This is a genomic window from Labrys sp. LIt4 (assembly GCF_017813775.1).
Classification (GTDB): Bacteria; Pseudomonadota; Alphaproteobacteria; order Rhizobiales; family Labraceae; genus Labrys; species Labrys okinawensis_A.
In genome coordinates, this window is sequence record NZ_JAGIPY010000001.1 from 303,354 (window position 1) to 320,496 (window position 17,143).

The 17,143-nt window shown below is 64.9% G+C and carries 16 protein-coding genes and 1 riboswitch; of the genes, 3 read left to right on the forward strand and 13 right to left on the reverse strand.

Translation table 11 applies throughout. The features are described from left to right. Positions 1-173 precede the first annotated feature (173 nt). Positions 174-3,206 (forward strand): PAS domain-containing protein, encoded by a 3,033-nt coding sequence (locus J8I29_RS01420; protein WP_245196535.1) that lies wholly within the window; start codon positions 174-176, stop codon positions 3,204-3,206. A gap of 22 nt (positions 3,207-3,228) precedes the next feature. On the opposite strand, the gene J8I29_RS01425 is transcribed toward J8I29_RS01420, so the two are convergent. The 11 genes from J8I29_RS01425 to J8I29_RS01475 all read right to left on the reverse strand — a co-directional run bounded on the left by J8I29_RS01425 (position 3,229) and on the right by J8I29_RS01475 (position 12,658). Next, the gene (locus tag J8I29_RS01425; RefSeq protein ID WP_209430357.1) at positions 3,229-3,540 is read right to left on the reverse strand and encodes a type II toxin-antitoxin system RelE/ParE family toxin; all 312 of its coding nucleotides are present in this window, start codon (positions 3,538-3,540) and stop codon (positions 3,229-3,231) included. Next, positions 3,540-3,818, reverse strand: coding sequence for a type II toxin-antitoxin system ParD family antitoxin (locus tag J8I29_RS01430; RefSeq protein ID WP_105861407.1), 279 nt, complete (start codon positions 3,816-3,818; stop codon positions 3,540-3,542). The genes J8I29_RS01425 and J8I29_RS01430 overlap by 1 nt, the downstream gene beginning before the upstream one ends. Positions 3,819-3,927: 109 nt before the next feature. Further along, a complete protein-coding gene (locus tag J8I29_RS01435) occupies positions 3,928-5,169 on the reverse strand; it encodes a Zn-dependent hydrolase (RefSeq protein WP_209430358.1) in 1,242 nt (413 codons plus the stop codon). Next, the gene (locus J8I29_RS01440; RefSeq protein ID WP_105861409.1) at positions 5,166-6,008 is read right to left on the reverse strand and encodes a BtpA/SgcQ family protein; all 843 of its coding nucleotides are present in this window, start codon (positions 6,006-6,008) and stop codon (positions 5,166-5,168) included. Before J8I29_RS01440 ends, J8I29_RS01435 begins: the two co-directional genes overlap by 4 nt. Further along, positions 6,005-7,000 (reverse strand): ribokinase, encoded by a 996-nt coding sequence (locus J8I29_RS01445; RefSeq protein ID WP_209430359.1) that lies wholly within the window; start codon positions 6,998-7,000, stop codon positions 6,005-6,007. The genes J8I29_RS01440 and J8I29_RS01445 overlap by 4 nt, the downstream gene beginning before the upstream one ends. A gap of 3 nt (positions 7,001-7,003) precedes the next feature. Then, positions 7,004-7,774, reverse strand: a complete 771-nt coding sequence (locus J8I29_RS01450) for a glutamine amidotransferase (protein WP_209430360.1) — start codon at positions 7,772-7,774, stop codon at positions 7,004-7,006. Positions 7,775-7,802: 28 nt separating this feature from the next. Then, positions 7,803-8,891, reverse strand: a complete 1,089-nt coding sequence (locus J8I29_RS01455; protein WP_209430361.1) for a phosphotriesterase — start codon at positions 8,889-8,891, stop codon at positions 7,803-7,805. Positions 8,892-8,907: 16 nt separating this feature from the next. After that, positions 8,908-9,915, reverse strand: coding sequence for an ABC transporter permease (locus J8I29_RS01460; protein WP_209430362.1), 1,008 nt, complete (start codon positions 9,913-9,915; stop codon positions 8,908-8,910). Continuing rightward, positions 9,912-10,727 carry an ATP-binding cassette domain-containing protein gene (locus J8I29_RS01465; protein ID WP_209430363.1) on the reverse strand — a complete coding sequence of 272 codons (816 nt, stop codon included), beginning with the start codon at positions 10,725-10,727 and terminating at the stop codon, positions 9,912-9,914. Before J8I29_RS01465 ends, J8I29_RS01460 begins: the two co-directional genes overlap by 4 nt. Positions 10,728-10,958: 231 nt before the next feature. After that, complete coding sequence (locus J8I29_RS01470; protein WP_105861415.1) at positions 10,959-11,900, reverse strand: substrate-binding domain-containing protein; 942 nt, start codon at positions 11,898-11,900, stop codon at positions 10,959-10,961. A 137-nt stretch (positions 11,901-12,037) separates the two neighbouring features. Beyond that, positions 12,038-12,658: a cupin domain-containing protein gene (locus J8I29_RS01475; RefSeq protein ID WP_209430364.1), complete on the reverse strand. Its 621-nt coding sequence runs from the start codon at positions 12,656-12,658 to the stop codon at positions 12,038-12,040. A gap of 217 nt (positions 12,659-12,875) precedes the next feature. Then, positions 12,876-13,057, forward strand: a riboswitch (cobalamin riboswitch). Between the two features lie 42 nt (positions 13,058-13,099). Here J8I29_RS01475 and bluB point away from each other — a divergent pair. Together bluB and J8I29_RS01485 are read left to right on the forward strand one after the other, a co-directional pair. Continuing rightward, positions 13,100-13,837, forward strand: a complete 738-nt coding sequence (bluB, locus tag J8I29_RS01480; protein ID WP_245196537.1) for a 5,6-dimethylbenzimidazole synthase — start codon at positions 13,100-13,102, stop codon at positions 13,835-13,837. A gap of 47 nt (positions 13,838-13,884) precedes the next feature. After that, the gene (locus J8I29_RS01485; protein WP_209430366.1) at positions 13,885-14,520 is read left to right on the forward strand and encodes a TerB family tellurite resistance protein; all 636 of its coding nucleotides are present in this window, start codon (positions 13,885-13,887) and stop codon (positions 14,518-14,520) included. Here J8I29_RS01485 and J8I29_RS01490 read toward each other — a convergent pair. Beyond that, entirely contained in the window at positions 14,513-15,778 is a 1,266-nt protein-coding gene (locus tag J8I29_RS01490) for a hypothetical protein (RefSeq protein WP_245196538.1), read from the reverse strand. The genes J8I29_RS01485 and J8I29_RS01490 overlap by 8 nt on opposite strands. Positions 15,779-15,917: 139 nt before the next feature. Beyond that, a complete protein-coding gene (locus tag J8I29_RS01495; RefSeq protein WP_348535972.1) occupies positions 15,918-16,577 on the reverse strand; it encodes a DUF975 family protein in 660 nt (219 codons plus the stop codon). Positions 16,578-17,143: the final 566 nt, after the last annotated feature.

The window sequence follows — 17,143 nt, forward strand, 5'->3', positions numbered from 1 at the left end:
CCTCCGTTGCCCCGTCCCCTGGCCGGTGACGGTGAGGTGACGATAGCGCAGGCTCGGCGTTTTAACCATGCCTGAGATCAGCGGGGGATGACGGCGGAGGGGCGATTTACCCTTTTGTTTTCCATCTGTATTCATACTTTGTTAGTCATTTCGGCAGGTTCTTGGAAAACGGCATGATCGAGGCGATGTTGCGGACGGCTTTGATGGCCGATCAGCGCCTGCAGGCGCTGATGGATGATCCGCGCCCGGCCTTTGTCTGGCATCTGGACGGGCGTGCGCTCGCCTGGGCCAACCGTGCCGGCGCCCAAAGCCTGGGGCTGCTGCCGGCCGACATCCTGCGTCAGCAGTCGAGCCCCGCTCTGGTCTCGCTCTCGCCCCAGATCGCGGCCATTGCCCGGAAACTGCCGAGACCGGGGGCCATGCGGCTCGACCGCCTGCGCCTGCCCGGCATGGGGGCCCTCGACACCCTGTCCTGCGCCTGCCGGTCTTTCGACGGTCCGGAGGGATTTCTCGGGCTGCTGGTGCAATCGCTCGATCTTCCGCGCGGACGGCGCCAGCAGAGCTGGGCGCCGCCCTCGGTGACGGACACGCTGCCGCCCTTGCCGGGCACGGAGCCGGCCTCGACGGCTTCCGGTGAGCCGCCCGTCGCCAAGCGCTTCGAGCAGAGCGGCGCCTGGCGCTGGGTCGAGGCCGATGGCGAAAGGGCAGAGCCGGCCAGGCCCGATGCCCCACTGTCTTCGCCGCCGGAGCCCATGCAGAGACAGCCGTCCGAGCCGTCGCCGGCGGCCCGCACCAAGCCCTTGCGCTTCGTCTTTCAGACCGATGCCGAGGGACGTTTCGTCTCCGTTTCAGCCGAATTGGCGCAAGCCCTGGGCCCTCGGGCCGCCGATTGGACGGGCCGGCGCTTCGCCGACATCGCTGCGGCACATGGATTGCGCGACACCACGGCCATTACCACGGCCTTTGCCGGCCAGCGCACCTGGACGGGCCTGTCCTTCCTGTGGCCCGATTCAGTCACACGCCAGGAAACGCCAATCACCTTGAGCGCGTCGCCGCAATTCCGGGGCGAGGGGCAGTTTGCCGGTTTCCGCGGCTTTGGCATGGCCGGCTTGCCGCGGTCGCTGTCGACCCCGCCCGATGCCGAAGCACCATCGCCCAAGCCTGCGATCGTCTGGCAGGACGCCGATCCGGCGGAGGAAGAGGAACCGGCAGCGGCGCCTGCTCCGGAATCGCCGGCGCTTCGTGCACCCGCCGGGAAGGCCGGCAGCAATGTCGTGCGCTTGCCGAGCAAGCCTTCCCAGGAACGGCAGGTTTCCGAGCGGCCTGTATCAGAAAAACCCGCGTCGGAGCGGTCGCCCCTCGAACGGCACAGCCTGACGCCGACGGAACGTATCGCCTTCCACGAAATCGCGAAAGCGCTCGGAGCGCGTATCGAGGGCGAGCGCCGGGTGGAACCGGCAAGGCCGGAACCACGCCCTGCGCCTGCGCCGGATCATGGCGACCGGGAGGAAGCCGGAACCACGCCGGAACCGGAAACCCGCGCCGAAAAGCCTGGCGCGGAGATATCTCCTGTCGAGCCGGATCCCAAGCCCGCCGAACCCGCCATCGCGCCGGTCTTGAGCGCCGACGAGATCCGCTGGCTGGAGGACGTCGCTGCGGAGCCGGAGGAGACCTCGGGCGAAGCGGCGCCTGCCGGCGAGCCGGAACCTGTGGCACGGCCGATCAAGCTCGGGCGTCTCGACAAGGTGCCGGTCGCCCTGATCGACCGGCTGCCGATCGGCATCTTCATCGCCCGTGGCGAGGATCTGCAATTCGCCAACCGCACCATGCTCGAACTGCTCGGCTATCCCGATGTCGAGGCGATCCGCCAGGCCGGCGGTCTCGACCATGTCTTTGCCGGCAGCGGGCCTGTCGCAACCGGCGATGATGCCAATCCCGGGGTGCTCCTGAAGACGGCCTCGGGCGAAACCATTGCCGTCGATGGCCGCGTGCAGACCACCCATTGGGATGGGGAAAGCGCTCTGCTCATCTCCGTTCGCCGCCCGCTCGGCGAGGTCAGTGCCGACAAGCTCCGGGCCGCCGAGCGTCGGGCCGACGAACTTCAGGCCGTGCTCGACACGGCCACCGACGGTGTGGTGATTCTCGATCGCCAGGGCCGCATCGTCAGCGTCAACCGCAGCGCCGAGGCGCTGTTCGGCTATGAGCAGCGCGAGATCATCGGCAAGGACCTCCTGCTGCTGTTCGCGCCGGAAAGCCACAGGGCCGCCTTCGACTATCTCGACAGCCTGCGCTCCAACGGCGTGGCCAGCCTGCTCAACGATGGCCGCGAAGTGATCGGGCGCGTGCGCCAGGGCGGTTCCGTGCCGTTGTTCATGACCATCGGGCGCCTCGGCGGCGAAAGAAATGGCGAGGAGGCCAAGCGCTTCTGCGCCGTGCTGCGCGACGTCACCAGTTTCAAGAAGGCGGAGAGCGAGCTGACGGCGGCCAAGCGCCAGGCCGAGGAGGCCTCTTCGCAGAAATCCGACTTCCTCGCCAAGATTTCGCATGAGGTGCGTACGCCGCTCAACGCCATCATCGGCTTTGCCGAGGTGATGATGGAGGAGCGCTTCGGCCCGATGGGCAATGAGCGCTATCGCTCCTATGCCCGCGATATCCACACCTCCGGCGAGCATGTGATCAGTCTGGTCAACGACCTGCTCGATCTGTCCAAGATCGAGGCCGGCAAGCTGGATCTCAGCTTCTCCAGCGTCAATCTCAACGAAGTCGTGCAGCAGTCCGTCAGCCTGATGCAGCCCCAGGCCAGCCGTGATCGCATCATCATCCGCATGGCGCTGGCCGGAAACCTGCCCAATGTGGTGGCCGATGGCCGCAGCATGCGCCAGATCGTGCTGAACCTGTTGTCGAACTCGATCAAGTTCACCCAGGCGGGCGGGCAGGCGATCATCTCGACCACTTTGTCGGAGCGTGGCGAGGCCGTGCTGCGCGTGCGGGATACAGGCGTCGGCATGACCGAGCGCGAACTCGCCATCGCCATGGAGCCCTTCCGCCAGGTCGCCTCGACCACTTTGGGCGGCACCGGCCTCGGCCTGCCCCTGACCAAGGCGCTGGTGGAGGCCAACCGCGCGGCCTTCACCATCCAGTCTACCAAGAATTCGGGCACGCTGGTGGAAGTGACCTTCCCCTCGACGCGGGTCTTGGCGGAATAGGGCGGGATGTATTCATCAGAATTCAGAACAAGGCTGCAAGATCGCGCCGCCCGTCCACGATGCGTATGATTTCGACCTCGCTTACCGGCCCCGCTTCATCGTCGGGCCTGACCCGGTAAAGAATGAGATAGGGCGGATGCACAAGAATGCGTGCGAATTTACCGACTTCGGGACGAGCGGCGCCTAGTCGGGGATTGTCGCATAGTAAGCGTATTGCGTCCCTCAACCGGTCGTAGATTCGGTCTGCGGCAGTCGGATTGTCGATGCCGATCGTCACATAGATATCGAGCAGATCTTCTTCCGATTGCGGCGTCCAGATCAGGGACGCCGGCATCAGAGCGCCGCCTTGATTGCCGCGAGCCGGCGGCGGCCTTCCTCTCTGAGTTTTTCGAGATCGGTCTTGCGGCTGGGGCCGCTGGCGATGCCCTCTTCCCAGGCCTGGCGCAGCCGGTTGATCTCCTCCAAACGAGCCTCACGCTTGAATTCCCAATCCCGTAGTGCCTCACGTACGATCTCAGAGGTCGACGCGTATTCACCTGCTTCGACCGCATTTCTGAGACTGGAAATCTGTTTGGTTGTCAGGGCGACGCTTACTTTCTCAACCGAGGCCATGAAGGGTCCTCCCATTACCGCGCAATCTTGCTACTTCTTCCTACCATGGCGCGGCGGCAGGCTCAAACTGTCCATGGCAAGCCGCCGGTGTCGTAGCTTTCTGACTCCCCTATGTGGTCGTAGCGGCAATCGTCGCCTCCAACAGCAGGCGGGCGCCGTCCCTTATGCTGGCGGGCTCGACATATTCGGCCTCGTTGTGGCTGATGCCGTTTCGGCAGGGGACGAAGATCATCGCCGTCGGCGCAACGCGGGCGAGGAACAGCGCGTCGTGGAAGGCGCCTGACACCATTCTCTTGCAGGGCAGGGACAGGCGGCGGGCCGCGGCTTCTATCGTATCGATCATCTCAGGCGCAAAGACACCGGGCGCCATGTCGAAGGCGGTGGCGATCTCGACCGAGCAGCCCTGCTTCGCGCCCTCGGCACGGCAGATCGCCTGCACCTCGCCCACGATGGCATCGAGCCTGCCAGCGGAGGGATGGCGGATGTCGAGGCTGAAGGTCACGGCCTTCGGAATGGCGTTGACCGATCCCGGGATGGTGGCGATCCGCCCGACCGTCAGCCTTGCATCGGCATCGGAGGGCATCACGCTCGCCTGGAGCTGATGCATCATGCCGACGGCCGCCACCATCGGATCGCGGCGATAGGGCAGGGGTGTGGTGCCGGCATGGCCGGCCTCGCCGGTGACGGTGACCTTGAGCCAGCGGGTGCCCTGGACCCCCGTCACCACGCCGATGGCGAGGCCCTCTTTTTCGAGGGATGGCCCCTGCTCGATATGAAGTTCGATATAGCCGGAGAGGGGCATGCCGAGCGGGCGCATCGCTGCTTCGGGCAGGGCTGCGAGCGTGGCGGCCAATTCGTCCGCGAAGGAGGCGCCGTCGCTGCCGGCCAGAGATTGCCATTGGGCCGGATCCGCCGCGCCGGCAAAGGCCATCGATCCCATCACGCCGGGCGCGAAGCGGCTGCCTTCCTCATTGGTCCAGGCCACCACCTCGATGGGGCCCGGCGTCTGCGCGCCTGCGTCCTCCAGCGCCTCGAGAACCTCGAAGGCAGAGAGCGTGCCCAGCGCCCCGTCAAAGCGCCCCCCCGTCGGCTGGCTGTCGAGATGACTGCCGATCAACAGAGGCGGTAGGTGGTCGTCACGGCCGCTGCGGCGGATGAAGAGATTGGCCATCGCGTCCTGGAAGACCCCAAAGCGCCGAGCCTTGGCCAGTTCGGCCAGCAGGCGCCGCGCTTCCCGGTCCTCCGGGCTGAGCGCCTGGCGGTTGACGCCGCCCGCCGGCGTGGCGCCGATGTCGGCGAAGGTTTCCAGACGCTGCTGCAGCCTTTCGGCCTTGATTGCCGGCGACGTCATCTCGCCAGCCCGGCGATGAAGGCTGTCACGCGGGCGGGATCGACCGGGTTCCACCACACGCCGTCATGCTTGAGCGCGCTGGCGATGATCACGCCATCGACGATGCCGAGGATGTCGTTGGCATTGTCGGGCGTAACGCCGCTGCCGACCAGGGTCGGCAGGCCGGCCGCCTCCTTGATCATGCGGATATAGCTCAGATCCGCGGCATGGCCGGTGCGCTGACCGGTGGCGATGATGGCATCGGCATCGAAGAAGACGAGGTCCTTGACCAGTTCCTCCACCGGCCGGTCGGCGACGATGGCATGGGCGCCGTGCTTTACATGGGCGTCGGCGAAGATGCGGATGCCATGAGCGCGCAATTTGGCCCGGAAGCGCATGGCGCGGGCGGCTTCGCCCTCGACGAAGCCTTCATTGGCGACATAGGCATTGGCCCATTGGTTGACCCGGATGAAGCCGGCGCCGGCGGCGCTGGCAATGGAAAGCGCAGGAATGGCGGCATTGGCGAGCACGTTGATGCCAATGGGGCGGCCGAGCGCGCGCCGGATGCGGTCGGAGACCACCGACATATAGGCCGAGGTTTCCGGGCCGATGTCATCGGGCTTGGCGAAGGGGATGTCGCCGTGGTTCTCGACGATCACGCCGTCGCAGCCGCCATGCAGATAGGCCTTCGCATCGTCGAGGCCGCGCTGGTAGATGGCCTCGACAGCCTCGCCCTGATAGCGCGGAGAACCGGGGAGCGGGGCAAGATGCACCACGCCGATGACGACCTTGGATCTGCCATAGAGGCTCGTCAGCGCGTCGCCGGCAGCCTGGCCGATGGGTTTGGGAGAGGGTGTCATGGCTTTTCCGTTTCCAATGTCCTGATGAGGTTCCCGATTTCTGCCGTGCTGGGGCAGGAATCCGAGGTGCCGTTGCGGCTGACGGCGATGGCAGCCGCGGCAATGGCAAGGCTGGCGGCGTCGGCCGGCGTCATGCCGAGATCGATGCCGCCGGCGAAGACGCCGCAGAAGACATCGCCCGCTCCGCTGGTGTCGACGGCGATGACCGACGGGGCCGGCAGGCGGCGGGTGCTTCCCGTCTCGTCTTCGGCAATGAGGCAGCCACGGGAGCCGAGGGTGACGAGAACCACGCCTGCTCCCTGCCGGAGGAGTTCCGCGGCAGCCTGCGCGGGATCGCCGCAGCGGGTCAGCGTGCGGGCTTCCCCCTCATTGACGATGACGATATCGGCCAAGGGCAATGTGGGAGTGTCAACCTTCGGGTCGACGTCACTGTAGTCGCGCGACGATATGTCGATCTGAAGATCGACACTCCGATTCCGTGCCTTCCCCGCATCTGCGGGCAGCGGGCTGGGGTTGAGAATCGTACGGGCACCACGATGCCGGGCCAGTTCCAGGCAGGCCGCGGTGGCCCGGGTCGAAAGATTGCCCTGCATCACCACGATATCGCCGGACGTGATCCTGGCTGCAATATCCGTTTCCGCGAGCGGATCGAAGGCTTCCGCGCACAGGCTCCCGGTGACGATGATGTTCTCGCCGCCGGCTTCGACCAGCACCGCCGAGCGATCGGTGGGCGGGGGCTTGGCCGTGAGGCGGCAGGTCAGGTTTTCAGCCGCGAGACGATCGGCGATCCAGCCTCCCGCCGCGTCGTCGCCCACGGCCGTCCACAGCGTGACGTCCGCGCCCGTGCGGGAGGCGGCAATGGCCTGGTTGGCGCCCTTGCCGCCGACGCCGTCGGCGTGACCGGAGGCATTGAGCGTCTCGCCGGGAACCGGGAAACGCTCCAGCCGGAAGGTCGTGTCGACACAGACATTGCCGACGACATGCACGGCCATGGCTCAGCCCTTCGTGGTCGCCCAGACCAGCATCTGCTCGAACAGTTTCTTGTAGCCGTCCCAGGCGATGAAGCCCGGCGGCAGCCAATGCGGGCCGACATCGGAGGTCCAGGCCACGGTGCGGCCCCTGCCATAGGTGCCGGTCACCAGCAGCGGCTGGGCGCCATAGTCGGACGAGACGGTGGCGAGTACCTCGGCGTCCGGCTTGAGCGTCACCTCGTTATAGCCGAGCAGGATGGGCCATTCCGTGCCCAGGCCCTGCAGGATCGGATGGTCGGCCGGGCCGATGACGACGGGAGCGTAGCCCTCGGGCACTTCCACGCGGTCGTCGAAGGCGAGGCATTCGACCGGCAGCACCTCCTCGACCGGGGTCTTGCGGTAGCGCGCGCCGCCATTGATGCCCTGGAAGCTGAAATAGCCGCCGAACATCAGGAGGCCGCCGCCGTTCTGCACATAGTCGCGCAGGAGGCGCAGGCGGTTCGGCGTAGGCTTGGAGTGGATCCAGGTATCGGGATGGAGCAGCAGCGTGTTGGCGCCGATATCGGACAGGACCACCGCGTCATAGGCCGAAAGCGCCTCGATATCCTGCGGAAAATGGCGCTGCGCCTCATGCGCGGGCATGAAGGTGATGTCGAAGGCGCTGTCCTTCAGGGCGGCGAGAAGCTCGTCGGCGCCGGTGTGGTAGGTCGCGGTCGGGAACTGGTCGAAGCCCTTGATATGGGTCGAGGTCGAGACCCAGGATTCGCCGGCGAGCAGGATCTTCTTCTTGGACATGGTCACTCCTTGAAACGGATGGGTGCGCTCACGCCGCGGCGGAGAACACGGATCTGGGATTGTCGACGAGCATGCGGTCGATGGCGGCCTGCTCCACGCCATGGCGGAGGAGGCGGGGCACGAAATGCTTCAGGATGAAGCCGTAGCCGAAGCCGCCATAGCGGGTGAGCATGATCTTCAGGAAGACGTCCTGCGACAGCAGAAGACGGTCGGTGAACCCCATGTCGACCAATGCGCGGATCGCCGTCGCATTCTGCTCGTCGGAGGGGGACTGGGCGTCCTGGTCGGCAAAATAATAGTCCATGCCGATCATGTCGTATTCGAGGAAGGCGCCGCGCTCGGCCAGGGCCCGCTGATAGGGCAGGTCGGCATGGCTCGGATTCATGTGGCAGAGCACGGTGTGGCGGAGATCGGCCCCTTCGGCCTCGACGATGTCGAGCACGCGATGACCGAGACGCTCCCAGCCGGGCAGATGGATGGAAAGCGGCAGGCCGGTGATCCCGGCCGCGCGCGCCGAAGCGCGCAGGGACTTCTCTTCCTCGGCCGTGAAATCCTTGCTGACGCCGACTTCGCCGATGATCCCGGCCATGATCGGCGGCTGCTCCTCCCCGCCGCCGACATCGTCGACGATGAACTGCGTCACCTCTTCGACATCCATCGCCTTGAGCCAGTCGGGATGGGTCGGCTCCAGATAGAAGCCGGTGCCCATGATGATCTTCATGCCTGAGGCGCGGGAGATGCGCGCCAGCTTCTCGGGCGCCCGGCCGATGCCGATATTGGTGGCCTCGATCACCGTATGGCCGCCGAGCGCCTGGAAACGCTTGAGCTCGGACAGAGCGAGGTCGCTGTCATCGAGCGAGACATTGTCGCGGTTCATATAGGGGTTCATCCGCAATTCGCCGATGATCTCGATATTCACCGCCTGCTCGGCGATCGCCTTCTCGTCCGGGTGGCACGGGCATTTCCAGGTGCGGGCGCCGTCGAGCAGGATGTGCTCGTGCATCAGGGTGATGCCGAGGTCGTCCACCGGCGCGGGGCCGAGCACGGTCATGGCGGTGCCGGATCGGATGCCGATCGGCTTGCGCTCGGCGGGACGGGGCTGGAACAGGTGATCCATGCTCAGTGGCTCCAGTTCAGTGGCTTCTCATGGCGCCCTTGAACAGGCGGAAATTGAGCCAGATGGCGATCAGGATGATCGAGCCGGTGACGATGGGCGTCAGAAAGGGCGACATATGCGCCAGCACCAGGCCGTTGGCGATCACCGCCACCGTCAGGGCGCCCAGCACCGTGCCGATCACGGTTCCGCGCCCGCCGAACAGGCTGGTGCCGCCCAGCACCACGGCCGCGATGACATCGAGCTCGAAACCCTGGCCCGCATTGGAGGAGCCGGAACCGAGACGCGCGGCCAGGATGACGCCGGCGGCGGATGCCGCCATGCTGGAGAGGATATAGACGCACAGCACCACCAAGCGGGTGTTGACGCCCGCCCGCCTCACGGCCTCGGCATTGGCCCCCACACCGGTGACATAGCGTCCGAACGGCGTCCGGTTGAAGACGAGGAAGGCGATCACCAGCACCACGAGGGCGATCAGGGCCGGTACCGGCACGCCGAGGAACCAGGCGCGGCCGATCGCCGTGAAGGGACTCTGCGCCTCGACCGGGATCGAATAGCCGGCGGTGATCAGAAGGGCGAGGCCGCGGATCACCGACAGGCCCGCGAGGGTTACGATGAAGGCGGGGATGCGCTCATAGGCGATGAAGAAGCCCTGTATGGCGCCGATCACCCCGCCCATTGCCAGCATCAGCACGATGACGAGTGGCCAGGGAATGCCGGCCTGGAGCGAGGCCGCCGACAAGGTCGCCGCGAGCGCCAGCACCGAGCCGACCGAAAGATCGATGCCGCCGGTGGTGATCACGAAGGTCATCGCGGCCGCCACGATCAGCAATGGCGCCGACTGGCGCACGATGTTGAGGAGGTTGGGGGCCGTGAGGAAAGCGCTGGTCCAGATCGAGAAGACCAGGCAGACGAAGATGAAGAACAGGGCGATCGAGATGATGCTGCCATTCGCTATCGCCTTGTCACGCCAGCGGGCCTTATGCACACGGGGGCGATGGGCAGGAGTGGTGGATGAGGCCGTCATGCGCGGGCTCCATTGTCCTGGTGAGAGCCGTTCGTTTGGGCGCCGGCGGAGCGGGCGCTGAATTTGCGGCCGACGATGAGGTTGACCACCTCCTCGATATTGGTGTCCTCGATCCGCCGCTCGGCAACGTTGCGGCCCTCATACATCACCTGGATGCGGTCGCAGACGAGGAAGAGATCCTGCAGGCGGTGGGTGATCAGGATCACGCTGACGCCGCGGGCACTGACGGTGCGGATCAGGTCGAGCACCGCCTCGACTTCGGCAACGGCGAGGGCCGCCGTGGGCTCGTCCATGATCAGCACGGAAGGGTTGAAGGAAGCGGCGCGGCCGATGGCGATCGACTGGCGCTGGCCGCCGGAGAGATTCTCGACCTTCAGCCGGGTGTCGGCGATGACGATGCCGAGCTTGTCGAGCATGTCGCGAGCCTCGCCATGCATGCGGCGCTGGTCGAGGAAGGGGACGCCGAGGATGCGGTGCCGGGGCTCGCGGCCGAGGAAGAGGTTGCCGGCGACGTCGATGCTGTCGCACAGCGACAGGTCCTGATAGACCATCTCCACCCGCGCGGCGCGGGCATCGGCGGGCGAAGAGAAGGACTGTACCTTGCCGTCGATCTCGATCGTGCCGGAGTCGGGGATCACAGCGCCCGAGAGCACCTTGCTCAAGGTCGACTTGCCGGCGCCGTTGTCGCCGACCAGCCCGAGCACCTCGCCGGGCCTGAGCATCAGCGATACGTCATCCAGTGTCTGGATCGTGTTGTATCGCTTGGAGATACCGGTCATCCTGACGCGGTAGGGTTCGCCACTGTCCATCATGGTTCCGCCTGGCAATAAAAGGTCTGTCCCGAATTGTGCGGGCTTTTGCCGAATGAGGCTCAGGAAGCCTTCTCCCCTTGCGGGAGAAGGTGGCGCGAAGCGCCGGATGAGGGGAGATGCGCGACCCTGGCAGGAGATGCCAACACCCCTCATCCACCCCTTCGGGGCACCTTCTCCCGCAAGGGGAGAAGGGAGTCGCGCCTCGCTCAGAAGGGTAGAGGGCCGCCGCTCCTACTTGAACATGCCCCGGAACTTGTCGACGTTCTCCTTGGTGACGATGGTCACGGGAACGTTGATGATCGGCTCGATCTTCTCGCCCTTCTTGAGCTTGGTCAGGGCCTCTACCGCGGCCTTGCCTTCGCCGGCCGGGTCCTGCTGGATCACGCCCGTCACCCAACCCTGGTCGATGCCTTCGATGGCCTGCTTCGTCAGGTCCCAGCCGAAGACCTTGACGCCGTCCGTGCGTCCCTGACTGGTCACGGCGGAGACGGTGCCGAGCAAGGCGGGCTCGCCGGTGGCGTAGAGCGTGGTCATGTCGGGATTGGCAGTCATCAGGTTTTCGGCGGCGCTCAGCGCTACGTCCTGCACGTTCTGGCCGTCAACGGTATCGAGAAAGGTGACCTTGAGGCCGCTGGCGGCCACGGCCTTCTTGAAACCATCCAGCCGCTGGTTCTGGATGTAGGAATTGAGAGCGCCGACCACGCCGATCTTCGCGGTGCCGTTGAGCTTGGACTTGACGTAGTCGGCGTAGAACTTGCCGATATCCTCGCCGGCCTTGAGATTGTCTACGCCGACGAAGGAGACATTGTCGCCGTCGGGGATCTGGGCATCGATGGCGATGACGGGGATGCCGGCCTTCTTGGCGGCGGTGATTGCGGGCTTCACGCCGTTGACGTCGATGGCGATCAGGATGATGCCGTCGACCTTCTGGGTGATGTAGTTCTCGATCGCGTCGTTCTGAGCGCTCGGGACGTTGTTGGCGTTGAAGATGACGAGCTTGGCGCCGGCCGCCTTGGCGGCTGTCTCAGCGCCTTCGTTGATCTGGTTGAAGAACAGGGCCTGCTGGTTGATGGTGACCAGGGCGAAGGTGTCGGCCAGGGCGGACACCGATCCGAGGGACAGCGTCAGGGCTGCCGCTGCCGCGCAACCGGCGAGATAGTTTGAAAGCCGCATTTCAGTTCCCTTCATGGATGGCCCGTGCCGGGCTCATTCTCAGTTCTAACATCCGCATAATTCAAGAGACTTGAATTCATGTCAAGTTACTTGAATGATGGTTGCAAGGATTCTTGAAACGCCGGCGGCGTGAGACCTCAGAAGGTGGCGGGCGTATTGACCCAGAAGATGCTGGCGCGCTCCGTCCCGGTGTTGCGGTACCAGTGCGGCAGTTCGGACTTGAACACGAAGGTATCGCCAACGGAGAGCTTGAAGGTGCGCTCGCCGACCATCAGCTCCACGGCTCCGGCCAGGACATAGCCGACTTCCTCGCCCTGGTGCTGGATCGGCCCGGCGCTCTCGCCCCCGGCCTCGATATGGTGGATGTTGCACTGGAGGAGATGGCCGGGCGAATAGGGGATCACCCGTTCCAGCGAGATGCCTTCGCCGCGCCGGAGCGGATCCAGCGAGATCAGCGGGCGCGTGCCGGCGCGAAAGACGATGCCCTCCTCGCTGTCCGTCTCCTCGAACATCCAGCCGATATTGGTGCCGAGCACCTCGACCAGGCGATGCAGCATGGGCAGGGAAGGCGAGGCCTTGCCGTTCTCGATCTTGGACAGCAGGCTTTCCGAGCAGTCGGCGGCCGTGGCCAGGGCCTTCAGCGTCAGCCCTCTTGTCTGCCGCGCCAGGCGCAGGCGTGTGCCGAGGCGCACGGGATTGGCCTGTTCCAGGGGATCGGGCTGATCGCCGGCGTGCGGTTTGAGATCGATCTTGTTCATTTTGCTGTTGCCAGGATGCTTATTGCCCGAGAGCCTAGCAGGCGATTCTAGGCCACAAGCCTGCACCCTGTCCACTTTGCTGCCCGCCGACCTAGGGCTCCGAATTCAGGTTAACGCCAAGCGCGACTACCCTCCCCATGGAGGGGAGGGTAAGTAAAGCGCTCATTGAGCCCTGCATCGACGCCCCGGATGGCTGGGCAGCCGCCACCTCCCATGCTACACCCGCGATACCTTCGGTGCCCGCTTGCGGGAGAATCGGGAACGCGGTTCGAAACCGCGACGTGCCCAACGCTGTAAGGGGGACTATCCGGGCAGGTTTCAGGCCACTCGTTCTGCGGGGAAGGCGTCCGGATGGGAGGATCCCGAGTCAGAAGACCGGCCGGAGGCGATAGATCGGCGCGCGCGGACGGCGCGGCGATTGCCATCGCAAGGGGAATGACGATGGACCCAACCAAGGGAGCGCTCAAGCCCTCCGGGCCGTTTTTGCCGGCCGAACGTGAAGCCGTCTATCGCGCCATCTTCACCCGGCGCGACGTCCGCAGCCAGTTCAGTCCGCAACCCGTGCCGGACGACGTTCTCGCCCGTATTCTCACGGCTGGGCATCACGCCCCCTCGGTCGGTTTCATGCAGCCCTGGAGTTTCCTGGTGCTGCACTGCCCCGACACCCGGCACAAGGTGCGGGCCCTCTTCGAGGAGGCCAATGCCGAGGCCGTGGCGATGTTCCCGCCCGAGAAGCAGGCGCATTATCGCTCGCTGAAGCTGGAGGGCATCGTCGATGCCCCGGTCAATCTGTGCATCACCTGCGACCCCGACCGCGCCGGCCCCGTCGTGCTCGGCCGCACCCATGACATGGCCATGGACCGCTACTCCACGGTCTGCGCGGTGCAGAATATCTGGCTGGCAGCGCGGGCCGAGGGGGTAGGGGTTGGCTGGGTCAGCATCGTCGATCCCATACGCCTGCGCCAGGTGCTGGGCATTCCCGAGCGCGTAATTCCGGTTGCCTATCTGTGTCTTGGCTATGTGCACGAAGCCTATACCCGGCCCGAACTGGAGGTGAAGGGCTGGCGCCGGCGCCTGCCGCCCGAAGACATATTGAGCTTCGACGGCTGGGGCGGCCAGCGGCCCGACCATCCCTTGCTCGCCGCCATGCGGGCCGCTATGGGAGAAGCAGGTTCCTAGGATGGCTGGCGCGGGATGCGCGCCGTGCCGATCGGATGAGACGGCCGATGGATTTCCTGCGTAAGAATGCAATCTGGATCATCGCGCTGCTGATCGCCAGCCTGGTCATGCTGGAGGGGCCGAGAGCACTCTTGATCGGGGCGTTCGTGGCCGCCGTCGGCGGCCTGTTCTGGCTGTTGCGCGGCAAGGCCCGCAAGCCGGCGGCAGCCCGGCGCATCGAGGCCGTGCCGAAAGTGGTTCCCCTTCCGCTTGACCGGGGATCGGACACGGTCCGGCCGCAGGTGCTCGAGCGCGTCTCGCTCAAGACCATCGACGATCCCAGGCTGGCCGCGGTCGTCCTGATGATCCAGCTCGTCCGCACCAATGGTCTGCTGACCAGGGCCGAGCGGGACACCATCCTCACCCTGATGAGCGACCCGCTCGGCATCGGCGACCGCGAACATGTCTATGAACAGGCCCTGCAATTGACGGATCGCGGCCGGGTGTTCACGCCGGTCGCCGAGGATCTGGTGCCGCTTTTCCGCGCCCGCCTGTCTTTGCCGGAACGCCAGCAACTCATCGATATGCTGGGTCAGGTGGCGAGTGCCTATGGCGACGCCAGCGATCTGCAGCGCGAAGCGATCGTTCGCCTGAAGCGACGCCTGTTCGCGCCGGATGCCGCAGCTGGACGTCCGCTCAATTGAAGTAGAAGGCGTAGCTCGCCACGTCGCCACCGAAGAGGCGGGTCGCCTGGCTCCAGGCCTCGGCATCCATCACCTTGCCATTATCAAGGAACGGCAAAGCGCCCGGGCCGGTGATCCACAGCATCAGGTCGAAATTGCCGGGCTGCTCGAACACCCTGGCGAGATTGACGCCCTTGGTGAAACGCCAATGCGGCATCAAGAGCTTGCCGTCCAGCACCTGATCGACCTGACCGAGCAGTGCAAGCCATGAGTCGATGCGCTCCTGCGTCACATCGAGGGAAGGCAGGACGCCGCTCTTCTGCCGGGGGCCGGGCAGCCACTCGTGGTCGTCGTCGGTTTCCCTGGCGATCAGCGCCCAGGTTTCATGGTTGAGCCGGATCACCCTCTTTAAATGGCCGCGTACCTCCAGCCACATCGCTTGGTCGGCCACCGGCCAGTCGATGGTGTGCACCAGGCTGATCAGGTCGGCGATGGCCTCGGCGTCGCGCTTGCTCGTGCCGAACAGGGTCACGCCCGATCCGTCGTCGACGCCGACGCCATTGGCCGTGGCAAGGCCTGTGACGGCGCGCGGAAACAGGCTGCCGAAGCCGGCGTCCCAGCTGCGCGACATGTCGTGCGACAGCAGGGTCTTGGTCAGGGCCATCAGGATATTGCAATAGCCGCGCAGCCATTTGGCGTCCGCCGTGTCGAAGGCGACGACGAAAGGCCTGGGCTTGCCGGAGTCGTCGAGATCGGAGATGGCAGCGCCGATATGATCCCGTTCGTCGATGATGCCGTCACCGTTCCAGTCGAAGCGGGTGACGGAGAGGTCGACTGTGAGCTTGGCCTCGATGTCGCCGACCTCCGCCAGGGTCTGGTCGGCCTTGTCGAGATCGGCCGCGAAAGTGGTGAGGATGCCACGAAAATCCTGATAGGTGACGGGTTGCGGATCGGGATTGGTGCTGAACACGGTACCCGACAGGCCCAGCAGCCGCATCGCCGGTATTTCTGAGGCGAACCCATATTTGTAGAGGGCCTGCGACAAATGCTCGAGGGCGCGGGCTGTGCGCACCATGCCGAGGCCGAGCCTGGCGTCGGCATTGCCGCTCGCCTTGGTGGCGAGAGCCAGCATCTGCTCGTCCGCCTCGCTGATGCGCCCCTTGCCGAGATAGCTCTGGAACAGGGCAGAGGCCGCGCTGTCGGCCTTGGCCGGCGCGGCGCTCCAGCCGAATGCAGCAGTCATCAGCATGACGGCTGCCATCTTGAAGAGAGAACGCATTATTACCCCCCCGGGGGACCGGCACATCTGGGAATCGAGTGCCGCCAACCCCGAGCATCTCTGATAGGCTGGCCACGGTGCTTGCCGCAAGGGCATCGCCAGACTCGATCCTCGATGGAGGCTGTTTCCCGGCTTGCTCTCAGTCGAAAATGTTCGCCACGGTACCGTTCAGGTCGATGCCTTCCTTGAGCACACGCAGGCGGTAGGCGGCGATCGAATAGATCCCCGCCATCCAGGCATACATCAAGGGAAAGGCCAGTAGCATCAGGATGATGGCCACAATGTTCCCGTTCGTGCCAAAAGCCCGGCCCAGAAGATCGGACACCACCAGATAGGCAAGCCAGATCACGAAGGTGAGCAGCATCATGCCGAAAAGAGGCCAGCGATAGCCCTCGCTCAAAGAACGGCTGCGGCCGAGCGCGCGGATCGGCCCCACGCCCTCATTGATGCAGATGACGAAGGATAGCAGATAGGGGAAGACGAGATAGACGGCAAAACAACCGGTGGCCAGGAATACCAGGATGAGCGCGAACGCCGGTGGCCCGAAGGTTGCGAACATGAAAACGAACAACGTCACGGCCAGGTGGATCAGGAAATAAGCAAGAAAATAGATCAGAACGAGGCCGAAGGTCGGCAGGAACCTTTTGGCACCGGCCAGGCAGGTCGTGTGTACCGGTCGCGCCGCATCGACATGCCGATCATGAACCAGGCGTATCATCGCGCAATAGAGGGCGAGCGCGACGAGGCCGGCGACGAAGAACAATAGGTAGAACAGCCAGATATTCAGGGTGGTGTCCACGGGCAAGAATAGCGAGTCTTCGGTGAATGCGGCCCAGGAAAACGAATCGAAAAAGCCGAAAAGAGCGGCGAAGACGCCCAGATTCAACAGGAGTGCCCAGCCGTAATTCCGCAGGCTGACAGCAAAGGCATCGGAAATGATCTGCCCGATCCTCAAAGGTGCGTTGCTTGTTTGGCCTGGCGACGAGGAGGCGACGGACATGCGGGTTCCCGTGCTCTTGATTGGTTTCGGCAGGAGGAATGCGATGACGATAGTGATCTTATCTTCAGTCGATCAGGAATAGAGTGCTGTGCGGCACAGAAAAACATTGCGAAGCGTGCCATGGGCGATGAGGTGTTTCGCGCCGCTTGGTGTTTCTTCGCAAGCGGTGTTTGTCGGCGCGTGCACGGGACCCGTGCCGGAGCCCGCCTCGAACGATTATCCGTTAGGCCGGCCGGCCAGGAAGTTGGGGCATTTCAGGCAAAACGCGCTCAAGCGTTCTGTCTGTTTTCTCTAACGCCTTATTTTGACGTGCCTTTGCGTTCCGGGGGAATCCGACAGATCGCAAAACGCTTCGATGCGGGGCC

Bases quoted from the DNA above. Each gene is read 5' to 3' on its own strand.
- J8I29_RS01485 (WP_209430366.1), top strand. From the start codon at position 13,885: ATGGATTTCCTGCGTAAGAATGCAATCTGGATCATCGCGCTGCTGATC.
- J8I29_RS01460 (WP_209430362.1), bottom strand. From the start codon at position 9,915: ATGACGGCCTCATCCACCACTCCTGCCCATCGCCCCCGTGTGCATAAG.
- J8I29_RS01440 (WP_105861409.1), bottom strand. From the start codon at position 6,008: ATGACACCCTCTCCCAAACCCATCGGCCAGGCTGCCGGCGACGCGCTG.
- J8I29_RS01420 (WP_245196535.1), top strand. From the start codon at position 174: ATGATCGAGGCGATGTTGCGGACGGCTTTGATGGCCGATCAGCGCCTG.
- J8I29_RS01490 (WP_245196538.1), bottom strand. From the start codon at position 15,778: ATGCGTTCTCTCTTCAAGATGGCAGCCGTCATGCTGATGACTGCTGCA.
- J8I29_RS01455 (WP_209430361.1), bottom strand. From the start codon at position 8,891: ATGGATCACCTGTTCCAGCCCCGTCCCGCCGAGCGCAAGCCGATCGGC.
- J8I29_RS01475 (WP_209430364.1), bottom strand. From the start codon at position 12,658: ATGAACAAGATCGATCTCAAACCGCACGCCGGCGATCAGCCCGATCCC.
- J8I29_RS01470 (WP_105861415.1), bottom strand. From the start codon at position 11,900: ATGCGGCTTTCAAACTATCTCGCCGGTTGCGCGGCAGCGGCAGCCCTG.
- J8I29_RS01435 (WP_209430358.1), bottom strand. From the start codon at position 5,169: ATGACGTCGCCGGCAATCAAGGCCGAAAGGCTGCAGCAGCGTCTGGAA.
- J8I29_RS01445 (WP_209430359.1), bottom strand. From the start codon at position 7,000: ATGGCCGTGCATGTCGTCGGCAATGTCTGTGTCGACACGACCTTCCGG.
- bluB (WP_245196537.1), top strand. From the start codon at position 13,100: ATGGACCCAACCAAGGGAGCGCTCAAGCCCTCCGGGCCGTTTTTGCCG.
- J8I29_RS01465 (WP_209430363.1), bottom strand. From the start codon at position 10,727: ATGATGGACAGTGGCGAACCCTACCGCGTCAGGATGACCGGTATCTCC.
- J8I29_RS01425 (WP_209430357.1), bottom strand. From the start codon at position 3,540: ATGCCGGCGTCCCTGATCTGGACGCCGCAATCGGAAGAAGATCTGCTC.
- J8I29_RS01430 (WP_105861407.1), bottom strand. From the start codon at position 3,818: ATGGCCTCGGTTGAGAAAGTAAGCGTCGCCCTGACAACCAAACAGATT.
- J8I29_RS01450 (WP_209430360.1), bottom strand. From the start codon at position 7,774: ATGTCCAAGAAGAAGATCCTGCTCGCCGGCGAATCCTGGGTCTCGACC.